The organism is Mycobacterium sp. E136, from assembly GCF_001666865.1.
Lineage (GTDB): Bacteria > Actinomycetota > Actinomycetes > Mycobacteriales > Mycobacteriaceae > Mycobacterium.
Genome location: NZ_LZJE01000249.1, coordinates 1 through 18,114, shown reverse-complemented (window position 1 = coordinate 18,114; position 18,114 = coordinate 1). Strand labels below are relative to the sequence as shown.

General features: G+C 70.3%; 16 protein-coding genes. 4 read left to right on the top strand and 12 right to left on the bottom strand.

Translation table 11 applies throughout. The features are described 5' to 3' along the window. Positions 1–7: 7 nt before the first annotated feature. The 11 genes from murG to A5698_RS16525 form a co-directional block, all read right to left on the bottom strand. Complete coding sequence (gene murG, locus A5698_RS16575) at positions 8–1,075, bottom strand: undecaprenyldiphospho-muramoylpentapeptide beta-N-acetylglucosaminyltransferase (protein WP_231967430.1); 1,068 nt, start codon at positions 1,073–1,075, stop codon at positions 8–10. A gap of 95 nt (positions 1,076–1,170) precedes the next feature. After that, the gene (ftsW, locus tag A5698_RS16570) at positions 1,171–2,676 is read right to left on the bottom strand and encodes a putative lipid II flippase FtsW (protein ID WP_502688937.1); all 1,506 of its coding nucleotides are present in this window, start codon (positions 2,674–2,676) and stop codon (positions 1,171–1,173) included. Between the two features lie 15 nt (positions 2,677–2,691). After that, positions 2,692–4,167, bottom strand: a complete 1,476-nt coding sequence (gene murD / locus A5698_RS16565; protein WP_156670785.1) for a UDP-N-acetylmuramoyl-L-alanine--D-glutamate ligase — start codon at positions 4,165–4,167, stop codon at positions 2,692–2,694. Further along, positions 4,160–5,239, bottom strand: a complete 1,080-nt coding sequence (gene mraY / locus A5698_RS16560) for a phospho-N-acetylmuramoyl-pentapeptide-transferase (RefSeq protein WP_067290984.1) — start codon at positions 5,237–5,239, stop codon at positions 4,160–4,162. The genes murD and mraY overlap by 8 nt, the downstream gene beginning before the upstream one ends. Next, the gene (locus A5698_RS16555) at positions 5,236–6,753 is read right to left on the bottom strand and encodes a UDP-N-acetylmuramoyl-tripeptide--D-alanyl-D-alanine ligase (protein ID WP_068299046.1); all 1,518 of its coding nucleotides are present in this window, start codon (positions 6,751–6,753) and stop codon (positions 5,236–5,238) included. The genes mraY and A5698_RS16555 overlap by 4 nt, the downstream gene beginning before the upstream one ends. Beyond that, positions 6,750–8,267, bottom strand: a complete 1,518-nt coding sequence (locus tag A5698_RS16550; RefSeq protein ID WP_068299043.1) for a UDP-N-acetylmuramoyl-L-alanyl-D-glutamate--2,6-diaminopimelate ligase — start codon at positions 8,265–8,267, stop codon at positions 6,750–6,752. Before A5698_RS16550 ends, A5698_RS16555 begins: the two co-directional genes overlap by 4 nt. A gap of 66 nt (positions 8,268–8,333) precedes the next feature. Further along, on the bottom strand, positions 8,334–10,214 hold the full coding sequence (locus tag A5698_RS16545) for a peptidoglycan D,D-transpeptidase FtsI family protein (RefSeq protein WP_231967429.1): 1,881 nt from the start codon (positions 10,212–10,214) through the stop codon (positions 8,334–8,336). A 41-nt stretch (positions 10,215–10,255) separates the two neighbouring features. Further along, entirely contained in the window at positions 10,256–11,266 is a 1,011-nt protein-coding gene (ftsL, locus tag A5698_RS16540; protein ID WP_068299037.1) for a cell division protein FtsL, read from the bottom strand. Beyond that, complete coding sequence (gene rsmH, locus A5698_RS16535; RefSeq protein WP_084792481.1) at positions 11,263–12,408, bottom strand: 16S rRNA (cytosine(1402)-N(4))-methyltransferase RsmH; 1,146 nt, start codon at positions 12,406–12,408, stop codon at positions 11,263–11,265. The genes ftsL and rsmH overlap by 4 nt, the downstream gene beginning before the upstream one ends. After that, complete coding sequence (mraZ, locus tag A5698_RS16530) at positions 12,383–12,814, bottom strand: division/cell wall cluster transcriptional repressor MraZ (protein WP_064349961.1); 432 nt, start codon at positions 12,812–12,814, stop codon at positions 12,383–12,385. The genes rsmH and mraZ overlap by 26 nt, the downstream gene beginning before the upstream one ends. A gap of 302 nt (positions 12,815–13,116) precedes the next feature. Beyond that, entirely contained in the window at positions 13,117–13,521 is a 405-nt protein-coding gene (locus A5698_RS16525; protein ID WP_067089778.1) for an SCO2097 family morphological protein, read from the bottom strand. Between the two features lie 230 nt (positions 13,522–13,751). Between A5698_RS16525 and A5698_RS16520 the strand changes: the two genes are divergently transcribed. The 4 genes from A5698_RS16520 to A5698_RS16505 all read left to right on the top strand — a co-directional run bounded on the left by A5698_RS16520 (position 13,752) and on the right by A5698_RS16505 (position 17,856). Continuing rightward, positions 13,752–14,351 carry a GNAT family N-acetyltransferase gene (locus tag A5698_RS16520; protein ID WP_068299090.1) on the top strand — a complete coding sequence of 200 codons (600 nt, stop codon included), beginning with the start codon at positions 13,752–13,754 and terminating at the stop codon, positions 14,349–14,351. Between the two features lie 80 nt (positions 14,352–14,431). Beyond that, positions 14,432–15,061, top strand: a complete 630-nt coding sequence (locus A5698_RS16515; protein WP_068299088.1) for an LppM family (lipo)protein — start codon at positions 14,432–14,434, stop codon at positions 15,059–15,061. A gap of 108 nt (positions 15,062–15,169) precedes the next feature. Beyond that, complete coding sequence (idsA2, locus tag A5698_RS16510) at positions 15,170–16,258, top strand: bifunctional (2E,6E)-farnesyl/geranyl diphosphate synthase (RefSeq protein ID WP_068299031.1); 1,089 nt, start codon at positions 15,170–15,172, stop codon at positions 16,256–16,258. Between the two features lie 2 nt (positions 16,259–16,260). Further along, the gene (locus A5698_RS16505; protein ID WP_068299027.1) at positions 16,261–17,856 is read left to right on the top strand and encodes an alpha-(1->6)-mannopyranosyltransferase A; all 1,596 of its coding nucleotides are present in this window, start codon (positions 16,261–16,263) and stop codon (positions 17,854–17,856) included. Here A5698_RS16505 and A5698_RS16500 read toward each other — a convergent pair. Next, on the bottom strand, positions 17,777–18,114 hold a 338-nt coding region (locus tag A5698_RS16500; protein ID WP_068299022.1), incomplete at its 5' end, for an Rv2175c family DNA-binding protein. The genes A5698_RS16505 and A5698_RS16500 overlap by 80 nt on opposite strands.

Here is an 18,114-nt window from a genome sequence, read left to right as displayed (position 1 = left end):
TTCGGTTTCACCGCAGCCTCTTTCGGCGCTCGGCGTGCGCGACTTCCAGCGCGATCTCGGCGACCCGTCTGGCCGCGTCGCGGTGTCCGGCCAGCGCGGCGGCCGCCGTCATGGTCTGCAACCGGCCGGTGTCGGTGAGCAGATCGACGACGGTCTCGGCGACGAAGGCCGGCGACAGGTCGGCGTCGTCGACCATCAGCGCGCCCCCGGCGTTGAGAACCGGCAGTGCGTTGAGTCGTTGTTCGCCGTTGCCGATCGGCAGCGGGACGTACACCGCGGGCAGCCCCACCGCGGTCAGTTCGGCGACCGTCATCGCCCCGGAGCGGCAGATCGCCACGTCGGCGGCGGCGTAGGCGAGGTCCATCCGGTTCAGGTACGGGACGGGCACGTACGGCGGGTCGCCGTCGGCCGGCTCGCGCAGCTCGAGGGTGTTCTTGGGACCGTGCGCGTGCAGCACCGAGATACCGGCCGCGGCAAGATCTTTGGCGGCCCCGGAGACCGCTCGGTTCAGCGACTGCGCGCCCTGCGATCCGCCGAACACCAGCAGCACGCGCGCGTCGGGCGCGAACCCGAAGTGGGCACGGGCCTCGTCGCGCAGGGCCATGCGGTCCAGCGACGTGATCGCCGCGCGCACCGGCACGCCGACCACCTCGGCCGGCCTGCCGAGTCCCGGATCGGCGATGGCGGACAGCACGCGGCGCGCCGAGCGGGCGCCGACCCGATTGGCCCAGCCCGCGCTCGCGTTCGCCTCGTGCACCACCACCGGCACCCGCCTGCTGCGGCGCACACTGCGCGAGGCCAGATAGGCGGGCAGTGCGACGTAACCACCGAAACCGATCACCACATCGGCCCCGACCTCGTCGAGCACCGTCCGGGTCTGGCGCACCGCCCGGCGTACCCGCAGGGGCAGGCGCAGCAGATCGCCGGAGAGTTTTCTCGGTAGCGGCACCGGCGTGATGAGCTCGAGGTGGTATCCGCGTTCGGGCACCAGCCGGGTCTCCAACCCGCGCTCGGTGCCGAGCGCGGTGATACGCACGTCAGGGGCGAGGTCGGTCAGCGCGTCGGCCACCGCCATCGCCGGTTCGACGTGTCCCGCGGTGCCGCCGCCCGCGAGGACCACGGAGACTCCCCGGTCGTCCCCCGGCCGCCGAGGGACGGAACCCGTGTCGTTCACCCGTAACGCTGACCTTCCAGTGCGCGCCGGCGGCTTTTCTCCGCACGGCCGCCTCCATGATGCCTTGCCGCCCGGACGGGCTTACCGGCCGTCTGGCGTTTGCGTGCGGGCTTGGGCGCCTGCTTCGAGGCTGGCTTGGGAGTCCGGCCGCGCGCGGCCTTGCCGGGTTTGCCCGAGCGTTCGGCGCCGCGCTTGCCGAGCCGCTCCCGCACCACCTCGATCCGCGGCGGCACGTACGGCGCCGGCAGCGGCAGCCGCAGCAGGCTGTTGACCCTGTCCTCGCGCCCCGCCCGCAGCGCCGCGACCGCCTCCGGTTCGTGGCGCGCCGCGCTCGCCATGATGCCGATCATCAGAAGCGTTGTCGCCGTTGAGGTTCCGCCGGCGGAGATGAGCGGCAGCTGCAGCCCGGTCACGGGCAGCAGGCCGACCACGTAGCCGACGTTGATGAACACCTGGCCCATGATCCACAGCGTCGCGGTGGCGGTGAGCAGCCGCAGGAACGGATCGGCCGAACGCCGGGCGATTCGCATGCCGGTGTAGGCGAACAAGCCGAACAGACACAGCAGCCCGCCTGCGCCGATGAAGCCGAGCTCCTCGCCGATGATCGCGAAGATGAAGTCGTTGTGCGCGTTGGGCAGGTAGTTCCACTTGGCCGCGCCCTGGCCGAGACCGTCGCCGAACACGCCGCCGTTGGCCAGCGCGAACCGGGCCTGCCTGGCCTGATAGCCCGACCCCTGCGTATCGGCGCCGGGGTTCAGCCACGACTGCACTCGCGCGGACCGGTAACCTTCGGCCATCGCCAGCACCGCGGCCGACACCACGACCATGAACAGCGAGGACAGGAACACCCGCAGCGGCAGGCCGGCGTACCACAGCAGGCCCAGCAGGATGATGCCCAGCGACACCGTCTGCCCCAGGTCGGGCTGGGCGACGATGAGCGCCAGCGCGACGAACGCCGCGGGGACCAGCGGGATCAGCATCTCGCGCAGCGTGGCCTGCTCCATGCGGCGTGCGGCCAGCAGATGCGCGCCCCAGATGGCGAACGCGATCTTGGCCAGCTCGGAGGGTTGCATCGAGAACCCGGCGATCACGAACCAGCCGCGGGATCCGTTGGACACGGTGCCGATACCCGGGATCAGCACCAGGATCAGCAGCACGATCGTCAGCGCGAAGCTCGAGAACGCCATGCGCCGCATCAGCTGCACCGGGATCCGCATCGCGACGTAGAACCCGAACAGCCCGATGACCGTCCAGAGCACCTGCTTGCCGAACACGGCCCACGGCGAGCCGTCCTGGTCGTAGGAGTACACCCCCGACGCCGAGAGCACCATCGTCAAGCCCAGCGTGGTCAGCAGCGCCGCCACCGCGATGATCAGGTGGAACGACGTCATCGGGCGTCCCAGCCACGCCCCGACCCGAGTCCGGGGCCCGGCGGTCGTGGGCACCGGTTCGACCGGTTTGTCTTCGGCGCCCGCCCTGCGAAGCCGCAGCCGGGTCAGGATGGTAGTCATCGGCGGCTACCGGGTCAGGGCGCGCACGGCGTCGGCGAACGCATCGCCGCGGTGGCTGTAGCCGCTGAACTGGTCGAAGGAGGCACCCGCCGGCGCCAGCAAGACCGTGTCGCCGGGCCGGGCGAGGTCGCGGGCGGCGCCGACCACTGCGGCCATGATCGCGTCGCCGGAGGGCTGGCCTTCGAGTCTGATCACACTAGTAACAGCACTAACATCCGACCCATTTGTCCCTTGCACCCCAAAATCCTCCCCCGTCACAACCTCGATGACGGGGACATCCGGGGCGTGTCGCGCCAACGCCTCGGCGATCAGTGCCCGGTCGCGGCCTATCAACACGGCCCCGACCAGCCGATTCGCGACCGATATCAGCAGTTCGTCGACCGAGGCGCCCTTGAGCAGGCCGCCAGCCACCCACACCACGCGCGGGTAGGCGGCGATCGACGCCTGGGCGGCGTGGGGGTTGGTGGCCTTCGAGTCGTCGACGTAGGCGACACCGTTGACGGTTCCGATGACCTCGGCGCGGTGCCTGCCCACCCGGAAGCCGGCCAGCGCGTCGGCGATCGCCGACGGCGGCACCTCGACCGCGCGGGCCAGCGCCGCGGCGCCCAGCGCATCAAGCACCCCAACCGGGCCGGCCACCGATATCGACGCCGCGTCGACCAGCGGCCATCCGCCTTCAGGCGGATCGCCGAACGCGTAGTCGAGGAGCGTTCCGCCGGCCACCCCCAATTCGCCCGGCCCAGGCTCCCCTAGCCGGAAACCCACACGCGTCGGCGCGGCCGCGGTCTCCAGCAGACCCGCTGCCACCGGATCGTCGAGCCCGGCGACCGCGACGCGTCCGTTGAGCACGCGGGCCTTGGCGTGGGCATAGGAGGCCATGGAGCCGTGCCAGTCGAGGTGGTCCTCGGCGACGTTGAGCAACACACCCGCGTCCGGACGCAGCGACGGCGCCCAGTGCAACTGGAAGCTCGACAGCTCGACCGCGAGCAGATCGGACGGCTCGGCGAGCACGTCGAGCACCGGGTTGCCGATGTTGCCGCACAGCACCGCCCGTCGTCCCGCGGCGACCAGCATGGCGTGCAGCATCGAGGTGGTCGTGGTCTTGCCGTTGGTCCCGGTGACGACCAGCCAGCGCCGCGGCGGCCCGAACCAGCCCGCCTGGTCCAGGCGCCAGGCCAGTTCGACATCGCCCCAGATCGGGACGCCCGCGGCCGCCGCCGCGGCCAGCACCGGCGTGGTCGGGGCGAACCCCGGGCTGGTGACGACGAGCGCGTACTCGCCGATGGTGGCCTCGGCGTCGGCGGTGGTGACCACCTTCGCGGGTGTGATCAGCCGTTGCAGTGCCAGCGGGTCGTCGTCGCAGATCGTCAGCCGCACGCCGGTGGGCTCGAGCACGGCGCTGACCGAGCGGCCGGTCAGGCCCGCGCCGGTCACCAGCACCCGCGCCCCCGGTAGCAGCGGCTCGACGGTCATTTCAGGCACCGACGGTGGTCAGCCACTCGCTGTAGAACAACGCGACGCCGAGCCCGCAGGCGATCGCGGTGAGCAACCAGAACCGGATGATCACCGTCGTCTCGGCCCACCCCACCAGCTCGAAATGGTGGTGGAACGGCGCCATCCGGAACACCCTGCGGCCGGTGGTCCGGAATGCGAGGATCTGCACGACGACCGAGACGACCTCGGCGACGAACAGGGCGCCGAGCACCACGGCCAGCATCTCGGTGCGGCTGGCCACCGAGAGCCCGGCAATGATGCCGCCGAGGGCCAGCGAACCGGTGTCGCCCATGAAGATCTTCGCCGGCGCGGCGTTCCACCACAGGAAGCCGATACAGGCGCCCGCCGTGGCCGCGGCGATGATCGCCAAATCGAGCGGATCGCGCACGTTGTAACAGCCCAGGCCCGGGCTGGTGGCGCAGGCGTTGCGGAACTGCCAGAACGTGATCAGCACGTAGGCCGCGCACACCATCGCCATCGCGCCTGCGGCCAGCCCGTCCAGGCCGTCGGTGAAGTTCACCGCATTCGACCAGGCGCTGACCACCACGATGCAGAACAGCACGAACAGCACGGGCGGCAGTGTGACCGTGGCGATCTCGCGCACATAGGACAGTTCTGCGCTGCCGGGGGTCAACCCGTCGGCGTTGCGGAACTGCAGGGCGAGCACGCCGAAGATCACCGCGGCGGCCAGGATGCCAACGGTCTTGGCCGTCTTGTTCAACCCGAGATTGCGCGAGCGCCGGATCTTGATCAGGTCGTCGACGAAGCCGACGACGCCGAGCGCGCTGGCCAGGAACAGCACCAGCAGGCCGGACGCAGACGGTCCCCGGCCGTCGATCACGACGCCGACGAGGTGCGTGCCCAGATAACTGGCCCAGATGCCGGCGACGATCGCGACCCCGCCCATCGACGGCGTGCCGCGCTTCTTGGCGTGCGTGGGCGGCCCGTCCTCGCGGATCTCGTGGCCGAAGCCCTGGCGGGTGAACAGCCGGATCAGCACCGGAGTGAGCAGGATCGAGACCGTCAGCGCGATGCCGACGGCGATGAGGATCTGCCTCATGCGTGCGGATCCAGGGTTTCGGCCGATCCGGTATCGAGCAGGGCGTCGGCCAGCGCGCCGAGACCGGCCGCGTTCGAGGCCTTCACCAGCACCACGTCGGACGGCTGCAGTTCGGCGCGCAGGAGGTCCAGCGCCTCGTCGGCGTCGGCGACCATGGTGGCCTCAGCCCCCCACGATCCCTCCATCACCGCGCCGTGGTGCATGGCGCTCATAGTCCTCCCGGTTCCGACGACGATGAGTCGTGACACATCTAAGCGCACGGCCAGCCGGCCGATGCGGTCATGCTCGGATATCGCGTCGTCTCCGAGTTCGGCCATCTCGCCGAGCACCGCCCAGCTACGGCCGCCTCCACCTCCCCTGCGGGCCATCCACGCCAGCGCCTTGAGGCCCGCGCTCATCGAGTCCGGGTTGGCGTTGTAGGCGTCGTTGATGACGGTGACGCCGTCGCTGCGGGTGACGACCTGCATGCGGTTTTTGGACACCGGACCGGCGGTGGCCAGCGCTGCGGCCACCTGCTCGAGGGAGGCGCCGCACTCCAGCGCGACGGCCGACGCACACAACGCGTTGGACACCTGATGGTCGCCGTGCACGGCCAGCGCGACGTCGACCCCTTCCTCGCCGGCGTGCAGGGTGAACCGCGGCCTGGCCAACTCGTCGAGCGTGACCGCCTCGGCCCACACGTCGACGTCCCGGCCGCCGGGCTCCCGCGACACCCGCACGACGCGCGCGGCGGTCTTCGCGGCCATCGCGGCCACCGCACTGTCGTCGACGTTGAGGATCACCGCGCCGTTTGCCGGAACTGCTTGCGGCAATTCGGATTTCGTCTCGGCGATGGCCTCACGTGAGCCGAATTCGCCGAGGTGCGCGGTGCCGACGTTGAGCACCGCCGCGATGGACGGAGGGGCGATCGCGGCCAGCGCGGCGATGTTGCCGCGATGGCGGGCCGACATCTCCAGCACCAGAAAGTCGGTGGACCGCGTCGCGCGCAGGACCGTCCACGGGTGGCCGAGCTCGTTGTTGAACGATCCCGGCGGCGCGATCACCTCACCGAGCGGCGCCAGCAGCGCGGCCACCAGATCCTTGGTGGAGGTCTTACCCGACGATCCGGTGATACCGATGATCCTCAGCCCGCCCGCGACGAGCTCCGCGGCGACCGCCCCGGCCAGCTTCGCCAGCGCCGCGAGCACGGCCGCGCCGGAGCCGTCGACATCGTGTTCGAGCACCCCCGCCGCGCGGTCGGAGGTCTGTGGCGTCGGGTCCACGACGATCGCAGGCACCCCGACCGGCCGCGCGGCCAGCACCGCCGCCGCCCCGGCGTGCACCGCCGTCGCGGCAAAGTCGTGTCCGTCGGAGCGGGCTCCCGGTAAGGCGAGGAAGAGACCTCCGGGGGTGACGGCCCGCGAGTCGAACTCGACGGTGCCGGTGATCCTGACGGTCGCGGCGTCGGCCTCGGAGATGTCAGTGAGCCGGCCGCCGACGATCTCGGCGATCTGGGCGAGCGTGAAGTCGATCATGACCGGCGTCCCTCGAGGGCCCGCGCAAGCTCCTCGCGGTCGTCGAAGGGGCGCGTCGCCCCGGCGCTGGTCTGACCCGCCTCGTGGCCCTTGCCGGCGACGAGCACGACATCGCCGGGCGTCGCCCACCCCACCGCGTGCTCGATCGCGGCGCGACGGTCACCGATCTCGACGACCTCGGCCCCTGATTGTTCGCCCGCCCCGTCAACGATCGCCGCGCGGATCTCGGCCGGGTCCTCGTCGCGCGGATTGTCGTCGGTCACCACCACCAGGTCGGCCAGTTCCGCGGCGACGCGGCCCATCGGCCCCCGCTTGCCCGGGTCGCGGTTGCCGCCCGCGCCGAACACGACCGCCAACCGGCCCTCGGTCTGCGCCCGCAGCGTCGACAGCACGGCCTGCAGTGCGCCGGGTTTGTGGGCGTAGTCGACCACCGCGAGGAACTCCTGCCCGCGGTCGACGGGCTCCATCCGGCCGGGCACCGTCGCGCCGCGCAGTCCCGGCGCGGCCTGTTCGGGTGACACGCCGACGGCGTCGAGCAGCGCGATCGCGAGCAGACAGTTGGCCACGTTGTAGCGACCCGGCAACCCGATCCGCAGGCCGTGGTGCACACCCGCCGGGTCCACCGCGAAGAACTCCTGCGCGTTGCGGTCGACGGTGCGGATGTCCTCGACGCGCCAGTCGGCGACTCGACCGGTCGCGCTGACGGTCACCGGATCGCGCGCCAGCCTGGCCATCTCCCGGCCCGCGTCGTCGTCCACGCACAGCACGGAAAGGTCTGCGCGGTTGCGGGATTCGGGATCGAACAGCCGAGCCTTGGCCTCGAAGTAGTCCCGCATCGTCGGGTGGAAGTCGAGGTGGTCGCGCGACAGGTTGGTGAATCCGCCGACCGCGAAGTGCACACCGTCGACGCGGCCGAGTGTGAGCGCGTGGCTCGACACCTCCATCACGACAGTGTCGACGCTCTGCTCGACCATCGCCGCGAGCAGGGCCTGCAGATCCGGCGCTTCGGGTGTGGTGAGGACGCTGGCCTGATCGCGCCCGTCGATCCGGATTCCGACGGTGCCGATCAGCCCCGCCACCCGCCCGGCCGACCGCAGTCCCGCCTCGGCGAGATAGGTGGTCGTGGTCTTGCCGGAGGTGCCGGTGACCCCGATGACCCGCAGCCGTTCGGACGGCCGTCCGTACACCTCGGCGGCCAGCTCACCGAGCACCGAGCGCGGAGCCTGATGGATCAGCACGGGAACCTCGACGTCGGTCCCGACGAGCACCAGCCCGTCCGGGTCGGTGAGGATCGCGACGGCTCCGCGCGCGAGCGCCTCCGAGGCGAAGCGGGCGCCGTGCGCCGCTGCCCCCGGCAGCGCCGCGAACAGGTCCCCGGGTTCGACATCACCGCTGCGCAGCGTGACGCCGGTGACGCGGATGTCCGGCACGGCGCCGCCCGCGGGCACCGCCTGGACCTGCCCGGCCAACGGACCGAGCGCCGCGCCGGCGGGATGGCTGGGTCGCAGGTTCATGGCGTTGACACAGTACCGAGTCGCCCTCCTGGCCCCCGTCGCACATCGGGGGCGGTTGCGGCCGCCTTAGTCGGCTACCAGCGTCAACCGCGAATCGGCGTCCGGCGACAGCGGCACGTTCTCGCGCTGCAGCAACCAGGACGCGATGTTGTGGAACAGGGGCGCCGACGTGGTGCCCGGCTGCCCGTCGGCGGTGCGCTGCGGGTGGTCCATCATGATGCCGACGACGTAGCGCGGGTCGTCGGTGGTGGCGATGCCCGCGAACGTGATCCAGTAGACGTCGTCGTAGTAGCACCCGCACGCCGGGTTGATCTGCTGTGCGGTGCCGGTCTTTCCGGAGATCTGGTAACCCTCGACGGCAGCCTGCGACCCGGTGCCCTGCTGGACGCCGGTGGGGTCACGTTGCACGGTGGCGCGCAGCATGTGCCGCACGGTCCGCGCGGTCTCCGGCTTGACCACCCGAATGCCCTCGGGGCGGGGCTCGTCGGTGCGGGTGCCGTCGGGGGCGATGGTGCTCTTGACGATGCGCGGCGGGATGCGCACGCCGTCGTTGGCGATGGTCTGGTACATGCCCGCCATCTGCAGCAGGGTCATCGAAAGACCTTGCCCGATCGGCAGGTTGGAGAAGGTGCTGCCGGACCACTGGTCGATGGGCGGGACCAGACCCGCGCTCTCACCGGGCAATCCGACGCCGGTGCGCTGCCCGAGACCGAACTTGCGCACCATGTCGAAGAAGCGTTCCGGGCCGAGCCGCTGCGCGAGCATCAGCGTGCCTACGTTGGAGGACTTACCGAAGATGCCGGTGGTGGTGTAGGGCATCGTGCCGTGCTCCCACGCGTCGCCGACGGTGACGCCGCCCATGTGGATCGAACCCGGCACCTGCAGCACCTCGTCGGGATTGGACAGCCCGTACTCGATGACCGACGCGGCGGTGATGACCTTGTTCACCGAACCCGGTTCGTACGGCGACGACACCGCCGGGTTGCCCAGTTGACGGTCCTCCTGGCGGCCGATGTCCTGGCTCGGGTCGAACGTGTTGTCGTTCGCCATCGCCAGCACCTCAGCGGTTTTCGCGTCGAGGACCACCGCGGAGACGTTCTTGGCGCCGGACAGGTTCTTGGCCTGCTGCACCTGCTGCTGGACGTAGAACTGGATGTCGTCGTCGATGGTCAGCATGACCGTGGAACCGTCGACCGCATCGTGGCGGTTGCGGTAGCTGCCGGGAATGACCACGCCGTCGGAGCCGCGGTCGTAGGTGATCGAGCCGTCCGTGCCCGCCAGCACGGCGTCCATCGAATCCTCGAGGCCCAGAAGGCCGTGGCCGTCCCAGTCGATGCCGCCGACGACGTTGGCGGCCAGCGAGCCGCCCGGATACTGACGCAGATCCTGTCGCTCCGAACCGACCTCGGGGAACTTCTTGGTGATCGCCTCGGCGATCGCGGGATCGACGGCGCGTGCGAGGTAGACGAAGGTCTCGTTGCTCTTGAGTTTCTTGAGCACCGTCGCCGAGTCCGGCTTGTTGTTCAGCCGCGACGCCACCTCGGCGGCGATGTCGCGCAGCCGACGGTCGGGTTCGGGCGCCTCGGTGCTCTTGGCTCTAGCCTCTTCGAGTTGCTTGCGGACCTTGACCGGCTGGAAGGTCAGCGCCCGCGCCTCGATGGTGAAGGCGAGTTTGTCGCTGTTGCGATCGACGATCGAGCCGCGCACGGCCTTGTCGACATCGGTGACCTTGAGCTGGCTCGCCGCCTCGGCCCGCAGTCCCTCGGCACGGGGCACCTGCAGATTGAACAGCTGACCGGCCGCGACGATGAGCACGAGGAAAATCGCCGCGTTCCCGACTCGATGCCGGAACACGAATGACGCGCTGCGCAGGCCGGTTTCGGTGATCGGCGCGCGGGTGCGCCGCGCCTTCGCCGACCGCTCCTGTGAACCCGGCGTCGGCTTCATGCGGGTGTCCGCGGTCTTGCGGGGCCGACGCTCGCCGCGGCTCATGCGGCCGGACCCGCCGGGGGCACGACCGCGGGACTGAACTGTTCGACGTTCGGCACCGGACCGGGCAGCGCCTGCGGGGCCGGGATGTGCGGTGCGCCGACCGGAACCTGGGGCTGTGCCATCGGGGCGGGGGCGGCGGCACCCGGCACCATCGGCGCGGGCAGCGCTCCGGGCACCGGCACCTGCCCCGGAACCGCTTGCGGCGCACCCGGTGTGGGCACACCCGGCGTCGGCATCGTCCGCGTCGGCATCCGCACGGTGACCTCACGGGGGTCGACGACCCGTGGCGCCGGCCGCGCGGGCGGCGGAGGAGGCGGTGGGGTCGCATCGGGTAGCGGTGTGTTCAGCGGCGGCGGCGGTACGCCCTCGGCCGGTTTGGGGGTGCCGACGACGACCCAGTTGCCCGCCGGGTCCTGCACCAGGTGTGCGGTGTCGCGCGAGGGGATCATGCCGAGATCGCGCGCGGCTTCGGCCAAGGCGGGGGCGGCCTGCGCCTCCAGCACGTCGCGCTCGAGCGCCTCTTTCTGTTGCAGCAGAGCCTGATTCGTCTCGCGGGCGCTGCCCAGTTGGTAGGACCGCTCGGCCGCGTCGGTGGACAGCCACAGCGTCGTGCCGAGGCCGACCCCCAGCGACCCGATGACCAGCACCACGAACGGGACCCTGGCCACCAGCGTGCGCGGGTTGAGCTCCACCGAGGAGAGCTTGACGATGATGCGTTCGCGCAATGGCGGCCGGACAACCTTCGGTGCCTTGGCCTTCCGCGCCTTCGCGCGCGCCTTGGCCTGGCTCGCGGTCTTGGGGCGGCCCGGCGCGCCGGTCGGACGCGGGATGGGGTTGGTCTGGGGCGCCGACCGCAGCGGACGCTGCTCGCGCGTCGGTTTGCGCCGCGTCTGGGGGTCGGCCGAACGACGCGCGGCACCGCGGGCGGTGCGCCTGCGCTCGTCGTTGCCGCGCACCGCCTTTCCGCGCTTGGCCTGCTTGACCTGCTTGGCCTGCTTGGCGTTCATCGGGCTCCCCCCACCTTCTCCAACGCTCGTAGCCGCACCGGCGCGCTACGCGGGTTCCGTTCGATCTCCTCGGGAGCTGCCCGCTCGGTACCGCGGGTCAGTGCGACGAACTCCGGCTCGTGGCCCGGCAGTTCCACCGGCAGGCCGGGTGGCGTCCGGGACGCCGTCGCCGAGACAAAGGCCGCCTTGACGATGCGATCCTCCAGCGACTGGTAGGCCATCACGACGATGCGGCCGCCGGGAGCGAGCGCCTCGAGAGCCGCGGGCAGCGCGTCGCGCAGCGAGTCCAGCTCGCCGTTGACGGCGATCCGCAGCGCCTGGAACGTGCGCTTCGCCGGATGCCCGCCGGTGCGGCGCGCCGGCGCGGGAATGGCTTGATACAGCAGCTCGACGAGCTCACCCGTGGTGCGGAACGGCTGGCGGGCGCGCCTCCGAACGAGCTGGGCAGCGATCCGGCTGGCGAACCGCTCCTCGCCGAACTCGCGCAGCACCCGGGTCAGCGACTTCTGGTCGTAGGTGTTGATGACGTCGGCGGCGGTCAGCTCCGCGTCGGGGTCCATGCGCATGTCCAGCGGCGCATCGGCGGCGTAGGAGAAGCCGCGGTCGGTGCGGTCCAGCTGCATCGAGGAGACGCCCAGGTCGAACAGGATGCCGTCCACCTGGCTCGCCCAGTAGCCGTCGTCGCCGAGTACGCGGCCGATGCCGTCGTAGCGAGTGCGCACGAGCATCACGCGATCGCCGAACCGCGACAGGCGCTCTCCGGCGATCCACAGCGCGTCGGGGTCGCGGTCGAGGCCGATCAGCCGTAGGCCGGGCAGTTCGGTCAGGAAGCGTTCGGCGTGCCCGCCCGCTCCGAGCGTCGCGTCGACGAGCACCGCGCCCTCACCGTCGGGGCTGCGCCGGGTCAGTGCGGGTGTGAGCAGCTCGACGCAGCGGTCCAACAGGACGGGGATGTGTCCGTGGTCGCCGCTGCGCCGTTCCATCGCGTTGCCTCCGTCCAACGCCCCTGCACCGAGGTCCCTGTCCGAGAGCGCGGACCTGGCGTCGGGGAAGTACGCCAGGGCCGGTTCGGGCAGAGGCCGCGATGCACGGGCCGGGTGCCGGTTGACCGCCGAATCAGATGATGTCGTGCAGAGCTTCATCGGTGGCCGCGGAGAAGTTCTCTTCGTGGGTCTGCTGGTACTCCTGCCATGCCGCGGAGTCCCAGATTTCCAGGTAGTCGACCGATCCGATGACCACGCAGTCCTTGGACAGGTTCGCGTAGCGACGGTGATCGGCCGACAACGTGATTCGGCCTTGTGCGTCGGGATGCTGTTCGTCGGTGGCGGCGGCCAGGTTCCGCAGGAAGGCGCGCGCTTCCGGATTGCTACGCGATGCCTGCGACGCCCGTCGCGCCAGCTTCTCGAACTCGGCGCGCGGATAGACGGCAAGGCTGTGATCTTGGCTCTTGGTGACCATCAACCCTCCTGCCAGCGCGTCGCGGAACTTGGCGGGCAGCGTGAGCCGCCCCTTGTCGTCGAGCTTCGGCGTGTAGGTGCCGAGAAACATCTCGCCACCTCCAACCGCCCTACCGGTCAACAGAGCCCCGGTCGCTCCGTTGTCCGCCACTTTACCCCACAATCCCCCACCATCCACCATTTGAGCGCCAAAACTTCCGGTGCGTCTCCACGTCACCCCCCTCAGCGGGCCTCTTGGGACGACGAGCGCGGGCGTGCGGGCGGCAGTGCACGACCAAACCGCTGATCAGCGGCCTACGAGGAGGTGGTGGGGATGAGTGGGGCGGCAGGCGGCCCGAGACACGAAAAAGGGGCAGCCCGCGGCGGCGGGCTACCCCTGTGTCGGGTTACGGCTTATTCGTCGAAACGACGACGGAAACGATCCTCCATGCGGCTGGCAAATGAACCACCCGAGCCCTTGGCACGCTTCTGGCGGGGCCCACCCGGTTCGGCGACCGAATGGTCGCGACCACCCGGGATCCGCGGGCCGGTGATCGCGAACACCACACCGCCGAACATCACGATGAAGCCGAGAACCGACAGCGCCGGGAAACCACTGATCTGGGTGGCGGGGAACGCGACGCCCGAAACCAGCATCGCCAGGCCCAGTACGAAAAGCGCGGCGCCCTGAAGGCGGCGCCGGGTCGAGGGCGCGCGCAAGGTACCGCCGCGGACACTCGAAGCGAACTTCGGGTCCTCGGCATAGAGCGCGCTCTCGATCTGATCGAGCATGCGCTGCTCATGATCGGAGAGTGGCATTCGTCCCTCCCTCGGAACCCAGGGGCCGCCCGCGGCCTTACTCATCTGTTCAAACTCGTGTGTGCCCGCGTTCACGGGCATCTAACAGTCATGATACGAGGTCGATCTGAGCCGTACCACCTAGTTCGACGCACGATTGTATGACGTGCGCCGCCGCCTGGGAGGCGCAGGCGCGTCCACTCGATAATGGTTGCAACGACACCGCCCGACACCCGGAGAGGCAGACACAGTTGGCGACATTTCTGATCGATCTGTCGCCGAGCGATATGCAACGCCGGCTCGGTGACGCGCTCGCGGTCTACGTCGACGCGATGCGCTATCCGCGCGGCACCGAGGCCCAGCGGGCGTCGATGTGGCTCGAACACACCCGCAGACCCGGATGGAAGGCCGTCGCGGCGGTGAGCACGGGTGACGGCGACGATCCGCATGTCGACGACGGGGCGTTGGCCACCGCCCCGATGGTCGGCATCGCCTACGGCTACTGCGGCGCCCCCGACCAGTGGTGGCAGCAGCAGGTGGTGGCCGGGCTGCAGCGGGTGGGCGCGGACCGCACCCACATCGCGGCGCTGATGACGAGCTACTTCGAGCTCACCGAACTGCACATCCACCCCCGCGCCCAGGGCCGCGGTCTCGGCGAGGCGCTGGCCCGCCGGCTGCTGGCCGGCCGCGAGGAGTCCCACGTGCTGTTGTCGACGCCGGAGATCAACGGCGAGGCCAACCGGGCGTGGCGGCTGTACCGCAGGCTGGGGTTCACCGACGTCATCCGCGGCTACCACTTCGCAGGCGATCCCCGCGCTTTCGCGATCCTGGGCCGGTCATTGCCGCTGTGAACGGCGCGGTCTGGCACGATGACCACGTGCCGGCCCGCCACCGCAGCAGCAGAACCCGCCTGCTCGCACTCGTGTTGCTGATGCTCGTCGTGCTTCCGACCGCCGTCGGATGCGTCCGGGTGCGGGCGTCGATCACGGTCTCCCCCGACGACCGGGTGTCCGGTCAGATCGTGGCCGCGGCAAAACCGCGCAACGCCGACGACAAGGGCCCGCAGCTGCTGAACAACCTGCCGTTCGCCAACAAGGTGGCGGTCTCGGAGTACAGCCGCGACGACTACGTCGGATCCCAGGCGGTGTTCTCCGACCTCACCTTCGCCGAACTGCCCCAGCTCGCGAACATGAACCGCGACGCCGCAGGCGTCGACCTCTCGCTGCGGCGCGCCGGCGACCTGGTGATCCTCGAGGGTCGCGCCGACCTCACCTCGCTCAGCGATTCGGAGGCCGACGTCTCGGTGACGGTCTCGTTCCCCGGCGAGGTCACCTCGACAAACGGCGATCAGGTGTCCGAGGAGATCGTCGAATGGAAGCTGCGGCCCGGCGTGGTCAGCACCATGAATGCCCAGGCCCGCTACACCGACCCGAGCGCGCGATCGTTCACTGGCGCCGCGATCTGGCTGGGCCTCGGCTCCTTCGTCGTGGCCGCCGTAATCGGCACGCTGGCCTATATGGGCCGCGACCAGTCGCCGAAGGTGGGCGACGCCCGGGACTGACGGTCGGGGCGCCGGCCGTCCTGACTTGCTCGGACCGCACACGCAGGCTCTACTCTGAACACGGTTCGGGGCAGGGTGGTCGCACAGAGAAAGGGGCGCCCGCTGAGCGTGCATGCCACGGCACCGTCGGCCGTCGAGCTGGCGGGCGCCGTCACCGATCAGCTGCGTAGCTATCTGCAGGAGCGCCGCAGCGAATGCGCCTACATGGGCGACGACTACGCCGAAATGACCGCCGCGCTCGAGGAATTCGTGCTGCGCGGCGGCAAGCGGCTGCGGCCCGCGTTCGCGTACTGGGGCTGGCGGTCGGTCGCCGAGCGACCCGAGAACCCACTGGATCCGGATGTGCTGCGGTTGTGCTCGGCGCTCGAACTGCTGCACGCGTGTGCGCTGGTCCACGACGACGTCATCGACGCCTCGGCGACGCGGCGCGGGCTGCCGACCGTGCACCGATTGTTCACCGAGCGGCACCGCTCGAACGGCTGGCACGGCTCGGCCGAACAGTTCGGCACCTCGTCGGCGATCCTGCTGGGTGACCTGGCGCTGGTGTGGGCCGACGACGTCGTTGCCACGGCCGACCTGTCCCCCGACGCCGCCGCGCGCGTCCGCCGGGTGTGGGGCGCGATCCGCACCGAGGTGTTGGGCGGTCAATACCTCGACATCTTGGCCGAGGCCAGCGGGGCCGACTCGGTGGCGTCGGCGCTGACCGTCAACATCTACAAGACCGCCTCGTACACGATCACCCGCCCGTTGCAGATGGGCGCCGCGGCGGCCGCCGATCGGCCGGACGTGCAGGCGGCCTTCCACGAGTTCGGCACCGACCTCGGCGTGGCTTTCCAGCTGCGCGACGACGTGCTCGGCGTCTTCGGCGATCCCGCGGTCACGGGCAAGCCGTCCGGCGACGACCTGCGGGCCGGCAAGCGCACCGTGCTGTTGGCCGAGGCGGTCGAGCTGGCGGAGAAGGCCGACCCGGTGGCGGCCAAGCTGCTGCGCACCTCGATCGGCTCGACGCTGACCGACGCCCAGGTCAGGGAGCTGTGCCAGGTCATCGAGTCCGTCGGCGCGCTGGCCGCGGTGGAGGACCGCATCGCCGAGCTCACCCGGCGTGCGCTGGCCACCCTCGACGCCGCCGCCATCGACGACCAGGCCAAGGCGGGGCTGTCGGAGCTCACCCGATTGGCCGCGAATCGAACCGCATAGCGATGACCACCTCACCGTCGACGCGGCCGTCGAAAGGCGGTTTCGCCCAGCATGTTTCGCGGTTGGCTTCGTTCGCCACCTCACCACAGGCCCAGCCCGCGCGGCTGGGGTTCGTCGGCGCCGTCCTGATCACCGTCGGTGGACTGGGAGCGGGCAGCACCCGGCTGCATGACCCGCTGCTCGAATCGCTGCACCTGTCGTGGCTGCGGTTCGGCCACGGGCTGGTGGTGTCGTCGATCCTGCTGTGGGGCGGCGTCGCGCTGATGCTGGCAGCGTGGCTGTGGCTGGGCCGCCAGGTGGTCAACCGCACCGCGACCGAGTACACCATGGTGGCCACGACCGGATTCTGGTTGGCGCCTTTACTTCTCAGCGTTCCGCTGTTCAGCCGCGACACCTACTCCTACCTGGCGCAGGGGGCACTGCTGCGCGACGGCCTCGACCCGTACGCCGTCGGCCCCGTCGACAATCCGAACTCGTTGCTGGACGACGTGAGTCCGATCTGGACCACCACCACCGCCCCGTACGGTCCCGCCTTCATCCTGATCGCGAAGTTCGTCACGCTGCTGGTCGGCAACGACGTCGTCGCGGGGACGATGTTGTTGCGGCTGTGCATGCTTCCAGGTCTGGCGCTGCTGATCTGGGCTGCGCCACGCATCGCCCGCCACATCGGCGCCGACGGTGCGACCGCGCTGTGGATCTGCGTGCTCAACCCGCTGGTGATCATCCATCTGATGGGCGGCGTGCACAACGAGATGTTGATGGTCGGCCTGATGATGGCGGGCATCGCGTTGACGTTCACCGGCCGCCACGTCTGGGGTGTGAGCTTGATCGCCGCCGCCGTGGCGGTGAAAGCGACGGCGGGACTGGCACTTCCGTTCATGGTCTGGGTGTGGGCGCGAGACCTGCGTAGCAGGCGCAGCTTCTCACCGGTCAAGGCGTTCGCCATCGCGACGGTGGGCTCGGCTCTGATCTTCAGCGTGGTCTTCGCGGTGCTGTCGCTCGCGGCCGGCGTGGGGCTGGGCTGGCTCACGGCGTTGGCCGGTTCGGTGAAGATCATCAACTGGCTGACGCTGCCCACCGCGGCGGCGAACCTGATCAATGTCGTCGGCGGCATGTTCCTGCCGGTGAACTTCTACGCGGTGCTCGACGTGGCCCGGATCATCGGCATCGCGCTGATCGCGCTGTCGCTTCCGTTCGTGTGGTGGCGGTTCCGGCGCACCGACCGCGAGGCCCTGACCGGTATCGCGGTGGTCATGGTCATCGTGGTGTTGTTGGTGCCGGCCGCCCTGCCCTGGTACTACACCTGGCCGCTGGCGGTGGTGGCCGCACTGGCGCAGAGCCGACGCTCGATCGCGGTGATCGCGGGCCTGTCGACGTGGATCACCGTGATCTGGAAACCCGATGGCGCACACGGGATGTACTCGTGGCCGCACGTGCTGTTGTCCATCGCGTGCGCCGTGGTGGCGTGGTACTCGCTGAGGAACGCGCCGGAGAGCCCGAAGGTCAATGAGCCAGCTGTCAATAAGCCAAAGCCTGGGCCCGGCGCACCACCTCACGGGCCTGATGCGAGTGAAGAGCATCAACCGGCCGGGCATTAGGCAGCGCCTCGGTCGTGCCGTCGCGTCGGATCGACAACGACTCGTCGGGCGTGAAGAGCCAGCGCACGATCTCGGTGTCGTGGTAGCCCCCGTCGCGCAAGACGACGAGCAGCCCGGGCAGGCTCTTGACGACGTGGCCGGTGTCGTCGAAGAAGACCTTCGGGATCACCACCACGCCGTTACGGCGCACGCCGATCAGATGGCCGTCCCGCAGCTGTTGGTGCACTTTGGTCACCGCGATGCCGAGCGTCTCGGCGA

What these genes read in the sequence shown, in the direction of transcription:
- murG (WP_231967430.1), bottom strand. Translation starts at nt 1,075, where the DNA reads ATGGCGGTGGCCGACGCGCTGACCGACCTCGCCCCTGACGTGCGTATC.
- A5698_RS16550 (WP_068299043.1), bottom strand. Translation starts at nt 8,267, where the DNA reads ATGAACCTGCGACCCAGCCATCCCGCCGGCGCGGCGCTCGGTCCGTTG.
- rsmH (WP_084792481.1), bottom strand. Translation starts at nt 12,408, where the DNA reads ATGAAGCTCTGCACGACATCATCTGATTCGGCGGTCAACCGGCACCCG.
- A5698_RS16545 (WP_231967429.1), bottom strand. Translation starts at nt 10,214, where the DNA reads ATGAAGCCGACGCCGGGTTCACAGGAGCGGTCGGCGAAGGCGCGGCGC.
- mraZ (WP_064349961.1), bottom strand. Translation starts at nt 12,814, where the DNA reads ATGTTTCTCGGCACCTACACGCCGAAGCTCGACGACAAGGGGCGGCTC.
- A5698_RS16525 (WP_067089778.1), bottom strand. Translation starts at nt 13,521, where the DNA reads ATGCCACTCTCCGATCATGAGCAGCGCATGCTCGATCAGATCGAGAGC.
- A5698_RS16555 (WP_068299046.1), bottom strand. Translation starts at nt 6,753, where the DNA reads ATGATCGACTTCACGCTCGCCCAGATCGCCGAGATCGTCGGCGGCCGG.
- mraY (WP_067290984.1), bottom strand. Translation starts at nt 5,239, where the DNA reads ATGAGGCAGATCCTCATCGCCGTCGGCATCGCGCTGACGGTCTCGATC.
- A5698_RS16505 (WP_068299027.1), top strand. Translation starts at nt 16,261, where the DNA reads ATGACCACCTCACCGTCGACGCGGCCGTCGAAAGGCGGTTTCGCCCAG.
- ftsL (WP_068299037.1), bottom strand. Translation starts at nt 11,266, where the DNA reads ATGAACGCCAAGCAGGCCAAGCAGGTCAAGCAGGCCAAGCGCGGAAAG.
- A5698_RS16515 (WP_068299088.1), top strand. Translation starts at nt 14,432, where the DNA reads ATGCTCGTCGTGCTTCCGACCGCCGTCGGATGCGTCCGGGTGCGGGCG.